This is a genomic window from Aminipila luticellarii, assembly GCF_004103735.1.
Classification (GTDB): domain Bacteria; phylum Bacillota; class Clostridia; order Peptostreptococcales; family Anaerovoracaceae; genus Aminipila; species Aminipila luticellarii.
On the sequence record NZ_CP035281.1, the window covers coordinates 2,620,041 to 2,636,273 of the forward strand.

Below are 16,233 nucleotides of genomic sequence, written 5' to 3' on the forward strand. Positions count from 1 at the left end.
TATTTTAAATAGGAGGAAATCTATGGATCGTTCCTTGATGGATAAGCTTCAAATTTTAGCGGACAGTGCAAAATACGATGTGTCCTGTTCTACTAGCGGCGTAGAAAGAAAAAATGCAGGGCGAATGGGAAATGCCGCCTGTGCGGGCATCTGTCATTCCTGGTCTGCTGACGGCCGGTGTATTTCATTGCTTAAAATACTCTTTACAAATAAATGTGTTTATGACTGTGAATACTGTGTGAACCGCAGGAGCGCCGATGTAGAAAGGGCTTCCTTTGAACCCTCGGAGCTGGCCGATTTGACCATGGAGTTTTACAGAAGAAACTATATAGAAGGCTTATTCTTAAGTTCAGCCGTAGAGCATTCTCCCGATTATACTGCTGAAAGAATATTACAATGCCTTTCCCTGTTGCGGTATGAATATGGTTTTGCCGGTTATATCCATGCCAAGATCATTCCCGGCGTATCTCAGGAACTCATTCATGCCATCGGTATGGTTGCGGACAGGTTAAGCGTGAATATTGAACTTCCCACCGGGGAAAGCCTCCAAAGACTTGCTCCGCAGAAGAAGGTCAACGCTATTTTTTCTCCCATGAAGCAAATCACCACTACTTTGATTGAGCAGAAAGCTTTAAAAGGCCCCGGTACTATGTTTAAAGGGAAAAATATAAATAATCCGCTGCACGATCTCCAGCCGATGGGCAAAGAGCTTATTCAGACGGAGGGCGCCGACGCTGACATGGGCGATGGCAGTCTGTACCAGATCAGCAGCCCAAAAGAAGGCCACTCTCTGATAAAAGAACCCCGCTATAAATATAAAGAACGGTTTGCTCCCGCCGGCCAGACAACACAGATGATCATCGGGGCGGGAACCGAAACAGACCGGCAGATCGTTAAAACTTCGGAAAGCCTCTATCGTTCTTTTAAGATGAAACGTGTATATTTTAGTGCGTATGTTCCCGTGCGGAATTCACCGCTCCTTCCCTCTCTTTTTACGGCGCCTCCGTTGGTGCGGGAACACCGGCTCTATCAGGCAGATTGGCTGTTGCGGTTTTATGGATTTTCCGCAGATGAAATGTTTACCGATGCAGAACCCAATTTAGACTTAGAATTGGATCCAAAGATTACATGGGCTTTGAGAAATATTCATTATTTCCCCATTGAGGTGAACAAAGCATCCATGGAAGAGCTCTTACGGATTCCCGGAGTGGGCACGACTTCTGCACTGCGCATAATTCGGCAGCGAAAAGTGTGTGCCGTAAAGTACGAGGATCTGAAAAAAATGGGCGTAGTTTTGAAACGCGCCCGGTTTTTCCTGACCTGTTCAGGAAAGTACTACGGCGGAAAGGATTTAATACCGGAGTATATAAAAGGGAAGATTTTGAAAGCGGATGGAATAAAAAGTCGCTTATTGCCAATAAACGATGAAATTCAGATTTCAATGTTTTCTCCTGAATCCTTCCATCTGCCGGCCACGCCACAAGATTCTGTATCATTGCAAAGGAGCTTAGAAACAAATGGTGGATTACTTATATGACAGCAGCTTTGAAGGTTTTTTAACATGCGTTTACTGTCACTATTATGAAGAAAAGGCATCAGGAATTTTTACTTCGGATCAGTATCAGCCCAGTATATTACATTCATTCCTTGAAATAAATACGGATGTTGAAAAGGCTGCTAAAGTGTATGATGCCATCGAAAAGAAAATATCTTCCTATGATTTACAGCGAATATACCGAGTCTTTCGGTCTGCCGCAGACCAACGGGAAATGCTGCTCTTAAATTATATCCGTCTGGGTTTTAAGGAAGGGTCGAAGATCAGTCTTCTCCACGGCAATCCCTACGTCTCTCCGGTAGAAAAAACTGAAAAAAAAGTCACCTCCGAAATCCACAGGCTGCTTGGCTTGCTCCGATTTTCCGTACTGGAGGGCGAAGTCCTTTATGCCGTTTTAGAACCGGATCACGATATTCTGGAGTTTCTTGCGGGACACTTTACGGACCGATATAAAAGGGAGCCCTTTATCATTTATGACAAACGACGGAGCAAAGCACTGGTAGCTCAGGAAGGCGAGTGGTATATTACCGCTTTCACGGAGGAAAATCTCCCACGCTTGTCCGCAAAGGAAGAAGAGTATCGGGCTCTTTGGAAAAAATATTTTCGGACGATTGCCATCAAAGAGCGTACAAATCCCCGATGCCAGAAAAATCTTATGCCGGTTCGTTATTGGAAGCATCTTACCGAAATCTAAAAGAGCCGGTGCAAATGCACCGGCATAGTTTTGTGAATCCGATTAAAAACCAATCTATTTATTTGTCATCCGATTGATTTCTGGGACTCCTCCTGTTTACTGCGGAACTGCTCTCTTGCCTGTTCTGCCTCTTCCGTCCAATAAGCAGTCTCCAGTCCGATATCCCTCTTAGAAACAAACCCTTCTTTTCCGTCCGTTCTATTGTAATGCTCCAGAGCCTTGAATACATATTTGCTTCCCTTTAATATAATTGGAACATTGACAAATACGAGGAATATATTCATTAAATCTGCCAAATACCATATATTCCCTAATTGTAAATTGGCCAGTACGGTCACCACACCAAATGGAACAAAGAACAAAGAACCCAACATTCGGATTGCCATGATAAACTTTTTGTCCTTAGAAATCACATTGGCACTGATCTCCGCAAAAACAATCATCCCGATTAAAGTGGTAAAAGCAAACAGAGCATAACAGATAGATAAAATGACTTTTACTACTGCATCCATTGCAATTCCCGGGGCAAGAGTCTGGGCTGAAAGCATGTATACCCCCAGCTTATCATCCTTGATCGCATCCCATGCAACGCCGGCATCTCCCGTCCAGACATGTGCCATAACTATAACAAAGCCTGCCATAGAGCAAATGATAAAGGTATCAAAGAATACCCCCATGGACTGCACCAGACCCTGATCGACTGGATGCTTGTTGCTTGCGGCAGAAGCCGCCATGGTAATGGTTCCCTGACCGGCTTCATTGGCCATTAACCCTCTTTTTATTCCCTGCTGGAGAGCCACACCAAAAAGTCCCCCAAAGATCGCTTCCGGCGAAAATGCCCCTCCGATTACTGCGGAGAAGAAATATGGAATCGCACGATAATTAACAACAATCAAAGTAAGAACAATTCCGCAATATACAACAGCCATGATCGGAACGCAGATGTCCGTAAATTTGGTAACACGTTTCATTCCGCCCAGCACCAATGCGGCTATCGCAATAATAAGAATAATACCTATTGCATAGTACACCGCTGAGGTTCGGTCATAGGTGGTGTTCCCCAGTGTGTTGGCTACCGAACCCAAAGCCGTAAATAAATGGAAGGTCTGGCTTGGAACATTGAACAGCGCATAGACGATAAACAGCAAAGAAAGCAAAACTCCAACGCTTTTCTTATTTCCCATAATACGCATTCCATAGAATGCCAGTCCGCCTACATACTCATCGTCCTTTTTTTCCTTAAATAATTGGGCGAGAACTGCTTCTGTAAATCCTGTAGCCATTCCGAAAAGTGCCATGACATACATCCAGAATATAGCTCCAGGCCCGCCGACTGAAACAGCACCGGTCACACCCATGATGTTTCCCGGTCCAACGCGCATCGCCGAGCTCAGCATAAATGCCGCAAACGGAGAGATTCCTGTTTCCGTAGCCTGCCGGTTGGCAACGATTTTAATACTTCTTGTAAATCTTTTCAGCTGTACGAATCTAGTCTTGATTGTGAAATATAATCCTGCCCCCACTAATATCAGAACTGAAAGAGCAAAATGACCCAATATCGGGATCTGAGCATACCATTCAAAATTTGTCGGAAACTCCCACAAAAAATCTGAAATCGGCACAATGAACGCAAAAAATGCATTTACCGCATCAAATAACTGATTCATAAACCTACCCTCCTATATCTCTCTGGAAATCATATCTTCATACGTCTCTCTCTTTACGATCAGCCGGTCTTTTCCGTCCTTTACCATAACCACTGCGGGTCTTGGAATCTTATTATAATTGCTGGACATGGAATAACAATATGCGCCCGTGCTGAATACCGCCAAAGTATCTCCCGACTCCACTTCCGGAAGCTCCATGTCATAGATCAGAATGTCTGTGCTTTCACAGCATTTGCCCGCAATGGTGACCTTCTCCTTGCTGGCCTGATTCATCTTATTGGCGAGCACCGCCTGATATTTTGCTCCGTATAGTCCCGGTCTGATATTATCCGTCATACCGCCGTCGACACCTATGTATTTTCGGATTCCGGGGATTTCTTTGATAGAACCCACCGTATAGAGGGTCACTCCGGCTTCCCCTACAATCCAGCGTCCCGGTTCTATGGTTATCTGCGGAACTGCCAGCTGGTATTGATCGCACTTGGCATAAAGCTCATTCATAATCGGATCCATAAACTCACTGACTTTTACTGTTTTATCGTCCCCCGTATAATGAATACCAAAGCCCCCGCCGATATTGAGTTCTTTGGTTTCAAATCCCAAGGTCTGCTTTACGTCCTTCATCAGATCAAGTGCAATATTCAGGGCAGCCAGATGAGATTCATTGGTAGCCAGCTGTGACCCCACATGGAAATGAAAGCCCATTAATTCAATGTTCTCCATATCCAAGGCCCGCCTGATAAAATCCTTTAATATGCCGTTCTCAAGTGGTATTCCAAATTTTGAATCCAACTGTCCCGTGGTTATGAACTTGTGCGTATGGCAGTCCACACCGGGGGTAATGCGGAACAGGATTTTTACTTTTTTGTTCACTTTTTGCGCATATTCCTGTAAAGCTTCCAGCTCATACAGATTATCTACTACTATCCTGCCCACATTGTAGTCCACCGCCATTTTGATTTCCTCTAAGGTTTTGTTGTTCCCGTGAAAATCCAGAAACTCCATTGGCACGCCAGCCTTATGGGCAGTATAAATCTCACCGCCCGATACGGTATCCAGCCCCAACCCTTCCTGTACCACCATTCTGCAAATTTCTAAGGTTTGGAATGCCTTACTGGCAAATACCGCCCTAGTGTTTGGATATTTGTCGAGAAAGTCGGATTTGATCTCCTGACATTTCTTCAGAATCGATGACTCAGACATTACATAGAGGGGTGTGCCGTACTTAGCAGCAATCTCTGTCATATTACAGCCATCAAAAATAAAATCTTTATTGTTCATTGTATTCTCCTTTCTGTCCTCACATTCTTCTGTACTTTTATACTAGTATTTATTCAAAAATCGTGCCAAGCATAAAGAGCCTTAAATTTCAAACTTTCTCAAAAATGTTGTCCCCCTTTTTTCCGTTTTTTCGGAAAAAATAAAGATAATCATTGAAAAATGCAGTCCGATTTTTCGAACTGCATTCCGTTTCTGCGAACAAGCCAATCATTACATGCCGTACTTTTTTATTTTTTGATAAAAGTTTGTCTTTCCCATCTTTAAGGCCTGCATGGCTTTCTTCTTGTCGTTGCCGCAGTAAGCCAAAGTCTCCAATAAAGCCCTCTTTTCCGCTTCCTCCATATAATCCTGAAAGCTTTTCCATTTCTCGGTATAGCTTCCATACTCATTATTAGTAATTTTACTCGGCAGATGATTTTCGGTAATAATTCTCCCATCCGCAATATTGGCGGCTCTTTCCAGAGTATTTTCCAGCTCCCGGACATTGCCGGGCCAGCCATAGGAGGTCAGTATTCTTTGAGCTGCCGGAGAGATAAATTTCTCGCCGCATTGAAGCTTATCACAAATTTGGCTTAAAATCTGGTTGCACAAATTGCTGATGTCTTCTCTTCTTTCTCGGAGAGGCGGCATCCAGATCGGAAAAACATTCAATCTGTAAAATAAATCTTCTCTAAATTTTTTCTTTTTAATTTCTTCTTCCAAGTTTTTATTTGTAGCTGCAATAATTCGAACATCCGCCGCTATTTCTGTTGTCCCGCCGATTTTAAAGAAGCTTTTATTTTGCAGTACGCCCAGAAGTTTCACCTGCGCTGTCAAGCTGATGTCCCCGATTTCATCAAGAAATATGGTTCCGCCCCTGGCTTTTTCAAAAAATCCAATCTTCCCTTCATGATTTGCGCCCGTAAAGGATCCTTTTTCATAGCCGAACAGTTCACTCTCCAGCAAGGTTTCCGGCATGGCTCCGCAGTTCACATGAATAAAAGGCTTTTCCGGCTCCTTGCTGGCCTTATGAATGGTCTCCGCCAGATAAGACTTACCTGTCCCGCTTTCTCCCAGCAACAGCACGGTAGAGTTAGACTTTGAAGCTTTATACGCTAATTTTTTCACGTTCCTCATGACCCGGCTCTCTCCTTTAATGACGGCCAGACCTTCACAATCCAATGCATTATCATTAATAATCTGTTTCATCTCTTCCACGTAAGCAAGCGCATCATTTCTTTCTTTAATGACATTCTGCAAAGTCGAAATATCCTCTACCTGCAATACGGCACCTTCTCTTTTCCCGTTGATCTCCACAGGGAAAATAGAATATAGGGTCGGAATGCCGTTGATTTCAGAAAACTTTTCTTTATAGTTGTCCTCTTGCCCCTGAGCAATATTGCACAGCTCTTTAATAGCTGATGCATCTTTATGAATACTGGATATTTTCTTCCCTATAACATTAAACTCATTGACAGCCGGCCCTTTCGCCCGATATGCCTTTCCGTTAAGTATATCCAGCGTATCCTCCCCTCTGGCCGTATATCCGCTGGTTTGATAAAATTTGACCTGAAAGGTGTTTGGGTCAAGGATGACCATATGTCCGATGGAATTATTATAGTTCATTGGAAACTTTTTATTTTCAAAAGATATAGTGATACATTTTCCGTCAATCTCTACTGAAACGCTGCGTCCTGACACTTCTGCCTTCAAACAGAAATTTTCTCGAAAACTTTCGCTCGGATGATAATATTGATAGATCGGTCTGAGCCTGCCATCCTCAAAGGTTCCAATCCCCATAAACAGATCGGCCAGCTGAATATTTTCATCATAAATGCCAATCTTCCCAAGGTTTTCGGGCTTTAGCCCGCCATCATCCTTTCCCAGACAGTTATCTCCTATAATAACAAGATCTCCTTTTTGAATCACCCCGTCCGGATGTCCTATCCCAACGCTTTTATCTATGCCAAAAATTTCTTTTGCTTTTTTGTTGTAGAGCTTAATTCGGGAATGCTTGTCTATATAAATAAAACCCTCTTTCATCATATCTGTAAAAATGCCCAGTTGATCTAAGTTAAACACGACTTATTCACACCACCTTTAAAGAACCGATTTCAGTAACGTTACATGATTGTATCTATTTTATCCTATATCTTCATAAGATGCCATACAAATTCCCGGCGGAGCTGTTTTTGAACCGCACTTGAAATATAAGGCAAATGGTGCTACACTGGGCATGTAATTCAAATTGAGATATAGGTTTAGGAGGGTCTTATGGAACTACAAGCTATTATTGAAAAGAGACAAAGTATCCGGCACTATTTGGAGGGCGGCATTCCCGATGCCGATTTAGAAGATATAATCAAGGCGGCAGCTACTGCCCCGTCAGGGAAGAATACACAAAACTGGCATTTTATTGCCATAAAGAACAGAAAAGTTATTCAGAGAATAGCAGACGCCATTTCTGAGAAAAATGAATCCATTTGTTTGGAGATGGATAAGGTCGATAAAGAAAAGGCAGACCGATTCAGAAAGTTCTGTAAGAATTTTACGGTCTTCTGGAGAGATACGGCTCCTGCCATTATCTTGACCATGGCTACAGTCTATGTTCCTTCCGGATATAATGAATATAAATTAATTGGCGCAGAGCAGGAGCTTCTTTTGGATTTGATGGGCTACCGAAATCCCGGTATGCAAAGCGTCGGCGCAGCTTGTGAAAATCTTACCCTTAAAGCGATCGATCTGGGCTACGGAACCTGCTGGCTGACCAGTGCAAATTACGCTGCAGCCGAAATCGAGCAGATTCTTAAGGAAGAAATCGGCTTTGAAAAGGACGGCTATTTCTTTGTGAATATGTTCGCCATCGGCCTTCCTCAGGCAAATCAGAAAAGCCCGGCAAAGAAAGCTCTGGAGGAAGTATATACTCTTGTAAAATAAATCTACCGGATTTTCCTGACAGACTTTTTTCCAAAAAATTTATTAACATAGAAGGATTGCTCAATCTTGAGGTAATCCTTCTTTCACATTCACATCCTCCAGCTTTGCTCCGCACATGGGACAATAATTTGTTTCCAACCGGATTCGTCTTAAGGTGGCTTTCCCCTTCGGCCTGTATATGCATGGAATCTCCGTTACGGGCAGCCCCTCGAACCCAACATACACTTGATCCGTACTTTTAAATTGTTTCTCCAAACATCCGCAGGTAAACCTCTTCATAACCGCACCTCCCATAAAACTTTATCCTTAGTATTATGTAAATTCTGGTACTTTTTATTCATTAAAAATGAGGCTTACAAGATTGCAGCATGTTTTTTTACTTAAACAACTAGGCCACTTTAAATAGTTACAAGAGCATCCTGTCGTTATCGATCTCAAATTTTTCGATAAGCTTTTCCACGCTCATTTCTTTTCGGTCTTCTCCGGATACATCCATAACAATTCGGCCTTCCTTCATGAGAATGGTTCTGTTTCCGTGCTCCAAGGCCGCTTTCATGTTATGAGTGATCATCATGGTACAAAGCTTCTCTTCTTGCGCAAGGTAATCGGTCAATTCCAGTACCTTTGCGGCGGCACCGGGATCCAGAGCTGCCGTATGCTCATCCAGCAATAAAAGCTTCGGATTGGACATCACTGCCATGAACAGAGTCAAAGCCTGCCGCTGTCCGCCGGACAAAAGCTTTGCTTTCTGTTTCATTCTATCCTCCAGACCCATTCCAAGCAGGGACAGTTTTTCTCTGAAAATCTCTCTTTGCTTCTTACTGATTCCAGCTTGAAGCCCATGAACATGATTTTTATTATAGGCAATCGAAAGATTTTCTTCAATGCTCATATCAAAAGCCGTGCCCTTCAGCGGATCCTGAAATACCCGTCCTATCATTCTTGAACGTTTAAATTCAGGCCATCCCGTTATATCCCGTCCATCTAAGCTCACCTTGCCCGAATCAATGGGAAATACACCGGATACGCAATTCATAAGGGTCGATTTACCGGCCCCATTACTGCCGATTACCGTCACAAATTCTCCCGGCTCTAAATGCAGGCTCAAGCCATCTATCGCAACCTTTTCGTTAATGGTGCCTCTTCCGAAGGTTTTTCTCATTTGTTCTATTTTTAACATTTATTGAGCCTCCTTTTTCACCAGCAGCGACTTGAACGGAAAATTTTCACTGACTGTACCGATTGACAGGGCTCCTGCCACTATAACGGCAGATACCAGCTTTAAATCGCTTGTCGGAAGTCCAAATGCTAATGCCTGCGCAATGATAAGCCGATATGCGATCGCACCTAAGGAAACGGCAATCAATCTTCGCAGTAAGGATTTCGTTCCGAAAATGGCCTCGCCTATGATGACCGAAGCAAGGCCTATGACCACCATACCGGTTCCCATGGTCACGTCGGCAAAGGACTGGTACTGTGCCAGCATACCCCCTGCAAGAGCTACAAATCCATTGGAAAGAGCCAGTCCCAATATCTTCATTCCATCGCTGTTAATCGCATAGGCCCTTACCATTTCTTCGTTGTCACCGGTGGCTCGAAGTGCAAATCCAAGCCGTGTTTTTAAGAAAAAATAAAATAACCCAATAATTATAGCCAGTATTCCTGCCCCTACAATTAAAGCCGAATAATCTTCCGGCAGAAGCTCTTGTGCAGATTTATATAATGTATGACTTTGAGTCAAAGCAATGTTGGGCTTGCTTCCCATAATTCTCAGATTGATGGAATACAATCCGAGCATGACAAGAATACCTGCTAAAAGTGCTTGTATTTTTAATTTTGTGTTCAATAATGCGGTAACCGCTCCGGCTCCGCAGCCGCAAACAAAGGCTGACAGCAATCCTACGAACGGATTGCCTCCCATGCTGCAAACAACAGCCGAGGCGGCAGCACCGGTTACGACGCTGCCGTCCACTGTTAAATCGGGGGTGTTCAGTGTTCTAAAGGAGAGAAAGACCCCCAAAGACAATATTGCATAGATCATTCCCTGCTCCAGGGATCCAATGAATGCTGTATATGTTAATAGCATAATGTCCTCCAAATATAACCTGCTAAATCCTTCATCTGCAATTATTCAGATAAATCCGTTGCTTTTTCTAAAATGCCAGCAGGAATTTTAACTCCGATTTCGTCGGCTGTTTTCTTGTTAATGTAAATTTGCGTTTTGGTCATCACCTGTACCGGCATCGTTGCTGTATCAGCTCCGTTTAGCACTTCTGCAGCCATCGTACCTGTTTTCTTGCCCAGCTCCACATAATTTACACCGTCGGTTGCCAATCCTCCGTCTGCTACCATGGAATCTGCAGCCACATAGTAAGGTAGCTTTGCTTTATTCAAAACATCTACAATCGTTGGCATGGCGGATGCAACCGTGTTATCAATCGGGGAGATGACCGCATCCACCTTGCCTACTAAGGATTGAGCCGCCTGTTGTATCTCACTGCTGTTCATAATAGTCGCATCAACTACTTCAATTCCTTTGGTTTTCGCATATTCTTTCAACTCTTTGATAACCGATACTGAGTTGATTTCGCCCGTGCTATAGATGGCACCGATCTTTTTAATATCCGGGGTAATTTGAAGAGCTAAATCCATGATCTTTGTGGCGGAAACAACATCGGAGGTTCCTGTGATGTTTCCGCCGGGATTTTCCAGACTGGATACTAACTTGGCACCTACCGGATCCGTTACGGCGGAGAATATAATAGGAATATCCGTCGTTTCTCCTAACGCCGCCTGTGCGGACGGCGTGGCAATGGCAATAATCAAATCATAATCCTTTGCCGCAAAGGACTGACAAATGGTTTTTAAATTATTTGTGTCATTTTGTGCATTCTTATAGTCTATTGTAACCGTTTTTCCATCCTCAAAGCCTTCTTCCTTTAGCTGTGCAATAATATTCTCACGAATCGTGTCTAAAGAAGGATGTTCTACGATCTGTACGATGCCTATCGTTGGCAGATCGGATTTTTCACTGCTCTTTTTCTCGGTGCTGCTGTCACTGCCGCATCCGGAAAATGCAGCCGCTACCGCTAATACTAAAATTAATAACCCTGTTACTGTTCTCTTTTTCATTTTCTTCACCTTTCTGTCCTAGGACCTGCAACTATAATTTGTGTGATGAAGTCAGATGGTATGCCTTTTTACACTTCAGTCTATTGCAAGCAATTTTTTCTGAATAATAAAAAAACACCTACCCCTGTATATACAGAATATACAAGGACAAGTGTTAACCTGCGGTACCACCTTGTTTGATGCATTTTATAAACACATCCTCTCTACGAGTGCCATCACACTCTCAGCCCATAACGCCGGCTTCACGTCTTCGCTAATCAGTTCTTTTAAAAATTTAGGAACTTTTCACGTCGCCCTCAGAGGCCCATTTGCTGTGACTGACATTTATCCGGCTTTCACCAGCCCGGAATCGCTTTGAAATCGTTTAACAGCTTTACTCCCTCGTCTACGGTTTTCTATTTAAGTTATTGTGATAATATCATTTATTTTGTTGCTTGTCAATAACTTTATTTATATTATTTGTTTTTTTATACAACAATTTATGTAAAAATTATAAGGACACAGGAATTGAACCTTTTTGTGTGCAGCTTATTTTTTTTAATTTAGTGTTGACACTCCGATTATATTGTATATAATGTACATATACAATATTGTAAATTAATCATGATTCATTGGGGAAATTTATGAACATCATTATAAGTAATTCAAACAGTCAGCCGATTTATGAGCAAATCGTCCACCAGATTAAAAATCAGATTCTTACAAAAGATCTGGTTGCGGGAGACGCATTACCATCCATGCGCCTTCTTGCCAAAGAATTAAAAATCAGTGTCATAACCACAAAGCGAGCTTATGAAGAACTGGAAAAGGAAGGATTTATTGAATCTTATACCGGTAAAGGCAGTTTTGTAAAAGCACAAAATGAGCAGCAGCTCAGAGAACAACACATACATGAAATCAACATAAAACTTCAGGAAATCATTGAACTGGCTCATATATCTCATATTGAAATATCCGATGTCATCGACCAGCTCAAACACCTGCAAAAGGGGGAATAATATATGGATTACGCCATCAATGCCGTAAATGTCACTAAAAAATACAAGGGATTTACTCTGGATCATGTGAGCCTCCAGCTTCCAAAAGGAAGTATTATGGGGCTTATAGGAGAAAATGGAGCCGGTAAAACGACCTTAATCAAGCTGATCCTGGGGCTTCAAACATCGCAAAAGGATACAGCCTCTGATAAAAAGAGCGGTAGCCGTATCACCATTTTAAATCATGAGCTTCAAAGTTTTCCGACGGCTGCCAGAGAACAAATCGGAGTCGTCTTAGATGATTGCTGCTTCCCGGATACCCTTAATCTGGTTCAAATTAATAAAATTATGCAGAACATATATAAAAACTGGAATCCCGGCTGCTTTAACCGTTATGGGGAGCTTTTTAACCTTCCTGCAAAAAAGGCAATTAAAGATTATTCCAAGGGAATGAAAATGAAGCTTTCCATCGCCGCAGCTCTATCCCACCATGCAAAGCTTCTGATTTTAGATGAACCTACTGCCGGTCTGGATCCGGTGGTTCGAGATGAGATTTTAGATGTTTTCATGGATTTCATTCAAGACGAGGAACATTCCATATTAATTTCTTCTCATATTACCAGTGACTTGGAAAAAATTTGCGACTATATTACATTTATAAACGACGGGCGCATTATATTAAGTGATGTCAAGGATGATATCTTATCAAACTACGGGATTTTGAAGTGCACTCAAGAAGAATTTCAAAAAATAGCGCCGGAGGCCGTTCACGGGTACAAGCGGAACAGTTTTGGCGTGACGGCGCTCGTTGAAAGGCAAAAGGTCAAAGGCCCTTTTATCATAGATCCTGCCAGCCTTGAAGAAATTTTACTTTATAATGTGAGGGGGAAATAAAATGAGAGGTATTATTTTAAAAGATTTGTTAAGTCTAAAGAAACAATTCATACCCATGTTCCTATTTTTCGGTATATACATTTTTATCGCTATCATGACGAAAGACAGTAGCTTTTTAACAGGAGTTCTTATGATTTTCTGTGCTATGCTGCCGATCACCGCTCTGTCCTTTGACGAACGGTCAGGATTTTCTAAATATGCGCTGACTATGCCCATCTCCCGAAGCATGTTGGTCATCAGCAAGTATCTGGTGACCGTTATCCTGATAAGCTGTGGGGGCGTTATATCCTTACTCTTTTCCTTGTTCATCGGCTCCGCTTCTTTTATGGAAAGCGTGTGGAGCGTTGTTATCATCATGCTGCTCGGCAGTCTGATGGTTTCTGTTTCACTGCCGCCCATATTTAAATATGGGGTGGAAAAAGGCCGCTTTATAGTAATAGGGAGCATTATGGTTCTGGGTTTTTTCGGAGGTGCTGCTGCCATGAGCGTCAGCAAAGGAAAATTATCTACGACGCTGGATAAATACGGGATCCTGTGGGGAGCTAAAATGGATGCTTTCTTTAACAGCGGTTTATCTCTCATCAGTCTGTTGGCAGTCAGTGTTGTCATATTGCTCATTTCCTTGAGCATATCCTTAGTTATCTATCGAAAAAAAGATTTTTAGCAGAATCCTTTAGTCTCACCTTGCTGAGAATGAGAGAAGACAAGATTCCTATAAAAATTCCTGTGAGCATTCCAGAGAAAAGCAGCACCGGAAAATATACAAATATTTTTAAATTGGAGATAAGAACGGCTGCAACCAAAAGCTGCCCCACATTGTGGGCGACACCTCCTGCCATGCTCACGCCAACGATGCTGAACAAATTGGTTTTTTTCAAGGCAAGCATTACAAAAAAACTCATACAAGCTCCGGCCAGAGAATATAGAGCTCCAAAAACACCGTTAAAAAGCAGTCCGGCTGCAAGAATTCGTATCCCATTTATAGAAAAGGCCATCTTGCCGCCTAAAGTGTAAAGTGCTATAACCACTACTAAATTGGCAATCCCCAGCTTCACACCCGGTATCCCCACCGAAAAAGGGAGGAGAACTTCAATATAAGAAAAAATAAGCCCCAGAGAAGCCATTACCGCACCCACAGCCAGCCGCCGAGTTTTCTCTCTGTTAGTTTGAAACTGCGTCATACCCTGCCTCCTCTTTTCCTATGATCTGTACCACAACCTTGTTAGGAAGACATATAATACTTTGAGAAGTCTTTTCAATGGTTCCCGTATTTACACAAATCTGATTGGAACAATCCGCGGCGCCCATGGAAACCATACCCTCTCTTATGAGAATTTTATTCATATGACCGTTCTGCTTCACAACAATATCTCTATTTTCTGACAAGGAGTACCTGCCGTATTCCTTTCCGTCCACTGTAATCAAAACCATATCTCCCCGGCTGTCTCCCTGTGCCGCCACGTAGGAAACCAGCCCCCCCAACAGAATCAGTATTACCGCTAAAATAATGTCCGCTCTCTTTATCATCAAACTTCCCTTCCCTTTTCTTCGTAGAGATAGACGCGGTTGCGTCCGCTATTCTTCGCTTTATACAAAGCAGAGTCTGCCCGCTCTATCATGTTTTCCAACGGTTGGGATTTTCCGGCAGGAAAGTATGCCATCCCGATACTGACCGTTATATTCAAATCATTCCCTTGATAAGGGATTCTGGTATTTTCAATGATTGTACGAAGCTTTTCCACTTTTTCAGCCATCTGGCCGGCTGAAATATTTTCCAGCAGAACAGCAATTTCCTCTCCGCCATAACGTCCGACAATATCATTTTCAAAAAAATGACCTTTCACAATGACTGCAATGGTTTCCAGTACAATGTCACCGCAGGGGTGACCATAGGTATCATTCACATTCTTAAAATGGTCCAAATCAATCATCAACAAAGTATAGGAATAAATTCTCACCTTATCAGGGGTCAGCATAAACTGAGCAAGATCAAAAAAGGCGGCTCTGGTATAGATATGCATCAGCGAATCAAAAGTCGCCTTGTTGTACAATTTTTTCAGTTGCCTTTCTTTATCCGTAATATCGTGAAGCAAAATACAGACTCCACTGTTTTTGCTGTTTTGTAAAATGTCGGTCTTCGTTATCTTATAAAATCTTTTTTCACCATTTTTTTCAAGATACAACTCCGCTTCATTTTTAATTTGCTTCAATTTTCCCATGCTCTCACCCGGAAGCAGGCTGTTCAACTCGGGCAGCAGCTGCTTGGCCGCTTGATTAGCATCCAGAAAGCTGAAATCTCTGCTACAGACGATAAAAGCGTCGGTCATAGATTCAATTACCTGAGCCCTTGCCAATGGCACCACGTGAAGCAGGTTCTGTTTTCGAACAGAATATAAAAGCAGGCTTTGCCCGACGGCAACCGCAAAAGGATTCAAATCGATTCGGAGGTAGTCATAAGAAAGCGTATGATAAATATTAACAAAAAGCGGAATCAGAACGGATGCCAGCAAACAAAGGTTTTGGTACCGAAGCAGTCCGCTTTCGTTTTTTAAATGTTTTAAAATGCGAAGAATCGTCAGGAAAGCAAGGACAAAATGATAGGCAATAGCCAGAATACCCACAGGTCCTAAAGTTCCTTGACAGTTGGCAATTAAACCATCCCAAAAGTATTCAATATGCGTATAATGCAGACGTATCCACGGAAAAGCCTGAGCAGTAAACAAATTGAAAACAGGCAAGGCAAAAAGAATACAATATCCTTTCGTTCCAAAGCGCTTTTCTCCATAGACGTCCCTCATAAAAAGGTAATTTAAAAGTACAATAAACGGTGAACCCATTTTTTGCACCCGCACCCCCATGAAAGCAGCTTCTATTGTGGGAGAAATGATTTCCAGGAGATAGCCAAAACTATATAAAAAAGTACAGATGCAACTGAAAATCAAAAAAAATGACCGTTCGGAATTATAAGTCGCAACTGCATATATCATCAGGATGATGCTAACCACCGTTGAGAAAATCATAATCCAAACAAATATATTTAACATGGATTTCATCTCCTTAATCAGCTCAAGTAAACAGTTTTTAATGCGAAAATAGCAGTAGGAATTAATCTTTCCT

General features: G+C 42.4%; 16 protein-coding genes. 6 read left to right on the plus strand and 10 right to left on the minus strand.

Annotated features, from left to right (window positions below):
* The first annotated feature begins 22 nt into the window (after positions 1 to 22).
* Positions 23 to 1,537, plus strand: coding sequence for a putative DNA modification/repair radical SAM protein (locus tag EQM06_RS12200; protein ID WP_128746632.1), 1,515 nt, complete (start codon positions 23 to 25; stop codon positions 1,535 to 1,537).
* On the plus strand, positions 1,518 to 2,249 hold the full coding sequence (locus EQM06_RS12205) for a TIGR03915 family putative DNA repair protein (protein WP_128746633.1): 732 nt from the start codon (positions 1,518 to 1,520) through the stop codon (positions 2,247 to 2,249). The genes EQM06_RS12200 and EQM06_RS12205 overlap by 20 nt, the downstream gene beginning before the upstream one ends.
* Positions 2,250 to 2,314: 65 nt before the next feature.
* Here EQM06_RS12205 and EQM06_RS12210 read toward each other — a convergent pair whose 3' ends face one another.
* From EQM06_RS12210 to EQM06_RS12220, 3 genes are all read right to left on the minus strand, one after another.
* The gene (locus tag EQM06_RS12210) at positions 2,315 to 3,916 is read right to left on the minus strand and encodes an alanine/glycine:cation symporter family protein (RefSeq protein ID WP_128746634.1); all 1,602 of its coding nucleotides are present in this window, start codon (positions 3,914 to 3,916) and stop codon (positions 2,315 to 2,317) included.
* Between the two features lie 12 nt (positions 3,917 to 3,928).
* Positions 3,929 to 5,197 carry a diaminopimelate decarboxylase gene (gene lysA / locus EQM06_RS12215; protein WP_128746635.1) on the minus strand — a complete coding sequence of 423 codons (1,269 nt, stop codon included), beginning with the start codon at positions 5,195 to 5,197 and terminating at the stop codon, positions 3,929 to 3,931.
* A 210-nt stretch (positions 5,198 to 5,407) separates the two neighbouring features.
* The gene (locus tag EQM06_RS12220) at positions 5,408 to 7,258 is read right to left on the minus strand and encodes a sigma-54 interaction domain-containing protein (protein ID WP_205666558.1); all 1,851 of its coding nucleotides are present in this window, start codon (positions 7,256 to 7,258) and stop codon (positions 5,408 to 5,410) included.
* A 192-nt stretch (positions 7,259 to 7,450) separates the two neighbouring features.
* Between EQM06_RS12220 and EQM06_RS12225 the strand changes: the two genes are divergently transcribed.
* Positions 7,451 to 8,113 carry a nitroreductase family protein gene (locus tag EQM06_RS12225; RefSeq protein ID WP_128746636.1) on the plus strand — a complete coding sequence of 221 codons (663 nt, stop codon included), beginning with the start codon at positions 7,451 to 7,453 and terminating at the stop codon, positions 8,111 to 8,113.
* A gap of 60 nt (positions 8,114 to 8,173) precedes the next feature.
* On the opposite strand, the gene EQM06_RS12230 is transcribed toward EQM06_RS12225, so the two are convergent.
* The 4 genes from EQM06_RS12230 to EQM06_RS12245 form a co-directional block, all read right to left on the minus strand.
* Entirely contained in the window at positions 8,174 to 8,392 is a 219-nt protein-coding gene (locus EQM06_RS12230) for a hypothetical protein (RefSeq protein WP_128746637.1), read from the minus strand.
* Positions 8,393 to 8,519: 127 nt separating this feature from the next.
* Positions 8,520 to 9,293, minus strand: coding sequence for an ABC transporter ATP-binding protein (locus tag EQM06_RS12235; protein WP_128746638.1), 774 nt, complete (start codon positions 9,291 to 9,293; stop codon positions 8,520 to 8,522).
* Positions 9,294 to 10,199, minus strand: coding sequence for an ABC transporter permease (locus EQM06_RS12240; RefSeq protein WP_128746639.1), 906 nt, complete (start codon positions 10,197 to 10,199; stop codon positions 9,294 to 9,296).
* Positions 10,200 to 10,240: 41 nt separating this feature from the next.
* Positions 10,241 to 11,245 carry an ABC transporter substrate-binding protein gene (locus EQM06_RS12245; RefSeq protein WP_128746640.1) on the minus strand — a complete coding sequence of 335 codons (1,005 nt, stop codon included), beginning with the start codon at positions 11,243 to 11,245 and terminating at the stop codon, positions 10,241 to 10,243.
* Positions 11,246 to 11,868: 623 nt separating this feature from the next.
* Here EQM06_RS12245 and EQM06_RS12250 point away from each other — a divergent pair.
* From EQM06_RS12250 to EQM06_RS12260, 3 genes are read left to right on the plus strand one after another with little or no spacing between them, the layout of a single operon-like run.
* Entirely contained in the window at positions 11,869 to 12,243 is a 375-nt protein-coding gene (locus EQM06_RS12250; protein ID WP_128746641.1) for a GntR family transcriptional regulator, read from the plus strand.
* Positions 12,244 to 12,246: 3 nt separating this feature from the next.
* The gene (locus EQM06_RS12255) at positions 12,247 to 13,116 is read left to right on the plus strand and encodes an ABC transporter ATP-binding protein (RefSeq protein WP_128746642.1); all 870 of its coding nucleotides are present in this window, start codon (positions 12,247 to 12,249) and stop codon (positions 13,114 to 13,116) included.
* Between the two features lies 1 nt (position 13,117).
* Positions 13,118 to 13,780, plus strand: a complete 663-nt coding sequence (locus EQM06_RS12260) for an ABC-2 transporter permease (protein ID WP_128746643.1) — start codon at positions 13,118 to 13,120, stop codon at positions 13,778 to 13,780.
* On the opposite strand, the gene EQM06_RS12265 is transcribed toward EQM06_RS12260, so the two are convergent.
* The 3 genes from EQM06_RS12265 to EQM06_RS12275 are packed head-to-tail and all read right to left on the minus strand — an operon-like array spanning position 13,755 to position 16,160.
* The gene (locus EQM06_RS12265; RefSeq protein ID WP_128746644.1) at positions 13,755 to 14,297 is read right to left on the minus strand and encodes a Gx transporter family protein; all 543 of its coding nucleotides are present in this window, start codon (positions 14,295 to 14,297) and stop codon (positions 13,755 to 13,757) included. The two genes, EQM06_RS12260 and EQM06_RS12265, sit on opposite strands and share 26 nt — an antisense overlap.
* Positions 14,278 to 14,643, minus strand: a complete 366-nt coding sequence (locus tag EQM06_RS12270; protein ID WP_128746645.1) for a NusG domain II-containing protein — start codon at positions 14,641 to 14,643, stop codon at positions 14,278 to 14,280. The genes EQM06_RS12265 and EQM06_RS12270 overlap by 20 nt, the downstream gene beginning before the upstream one ends.
* Positions 14,643 to 16,160: a sensor domain-containing diguanylate cyclase gene (locus EQM06_RS12275; RefSeq protein ID WP_164914456.1), complete on the minus strand. Its 1,518-nt coding sequence runs from the start codon at positions 16,158 to 16,160 to the stop codon at positions 14,643 to 14,645. The genes EQM06_RS12270 and EQM06_RS12275 overlap by 1 nt, the downstream gene beginning before the upstream one ends.
* Between the last annotated feature and the right edge of the window lie 73 nt (positions 16,161 to 16,233).

Coding starts and splice junctions, on each gene's coding strand:
- EQM06_RS12230 (WP_128746637.1), bottom strand. CDS start 8,392: ATGAAGAGGTTTACCTGCGGATGTTTGGAGAAACAATTTAAAAGTACG.
- EQM06_RS12205 (WP_128746633.1), top strand. CDS start 1,518: ATGGTGGATTACTTATATGACAGCAGCTTTGAAGGTTTTTTAACATGC.
- EQM06_RS12240 (WP_128746639.1), bottom strand. CDS start 10,199: ATGCTATTAACATATACAGCATTCATTGGATCCCTGGAGCAGGGAATG.
- lysA (WP_128746635.1), bottom strand. CDS start 5,197: ATGAACAATAAAGATTTTATTTTTGATGGCTGTAATATGACAGAGATT.
- EQM06_RS12275 (WP_164914456.1), bottom strand. CDS start 16,160: ATGTTAAATATATTTGTTTGGATTATGATTTTCTCAACGGTGGTTAGC.
- EQM06_RS12250 (WP_128746641.1), top strand. CDS start 11,869: ATGAACATCATTATAAGTAATTCAAACAGTCAGCCGATTTATGAGCAA.
- EQM06_RS12210 (WP_128746634.1), bottom strand. CDS start 3,916: ATGAATCAGTTATTTGATGCGGTAAATGCATTTTTTGCGTTCATTGTG.
- EQM06_RS12260 (WP_128746643.1), top strand. CDS start 13,118: ATGAGAGGTATTATTTTAAAAGATTTGTTAAGTCTAAAGAAACAATTC.
- EQM06_RS12255 (WP_128746642.1), top strand. CDS start 12,247: ATGGATTACGCCATCAATGCCGTAAATGTCACTAAAAAATACAAGGGA.
- EQM06_RS12200 (WP_128746632.1), top strand. CDS start 23: ATGGATCGTTCCTTGATGGATAAGCTTCAAATTTTAGCGGACAGTGCA.
- EQM06_RS12225 (WP_128746636.1), top strand. CDS start 7,451: ATGGAACTACAAGCTATTATTGAAAAGAGACAAAGTATCCGGCACTAT.
- EQM06_RS12245 (WP_128746640.1), bottom strand. CDS start 11,245: ATGAAAAAGAGAACAGTAACAGGGTTATTAATTTTAGTATTAGCGGTA.
- EQM06_RS12270 (WP_128746645.1), bottom strand. CDS start 14,643: ATGATAAAGAGAGCGGACATTATTTTAGCGGTAATACTGATTCTGTTG.
- EQM06_RS12235 (WP_128746638.1), bottom strand. CDS start 9,293: ATGTTAAAAATAGAACAAATGAGAAAAACCTTCGGAAGAGGCACCATT.
- EQM06_RS12265 (WP_128746644.1), bottom strand. CDS start 14,297: ATGACGCAGTTTCAAACTAACAGAGAGAAAACTCGGCGGCTGGCTGTG.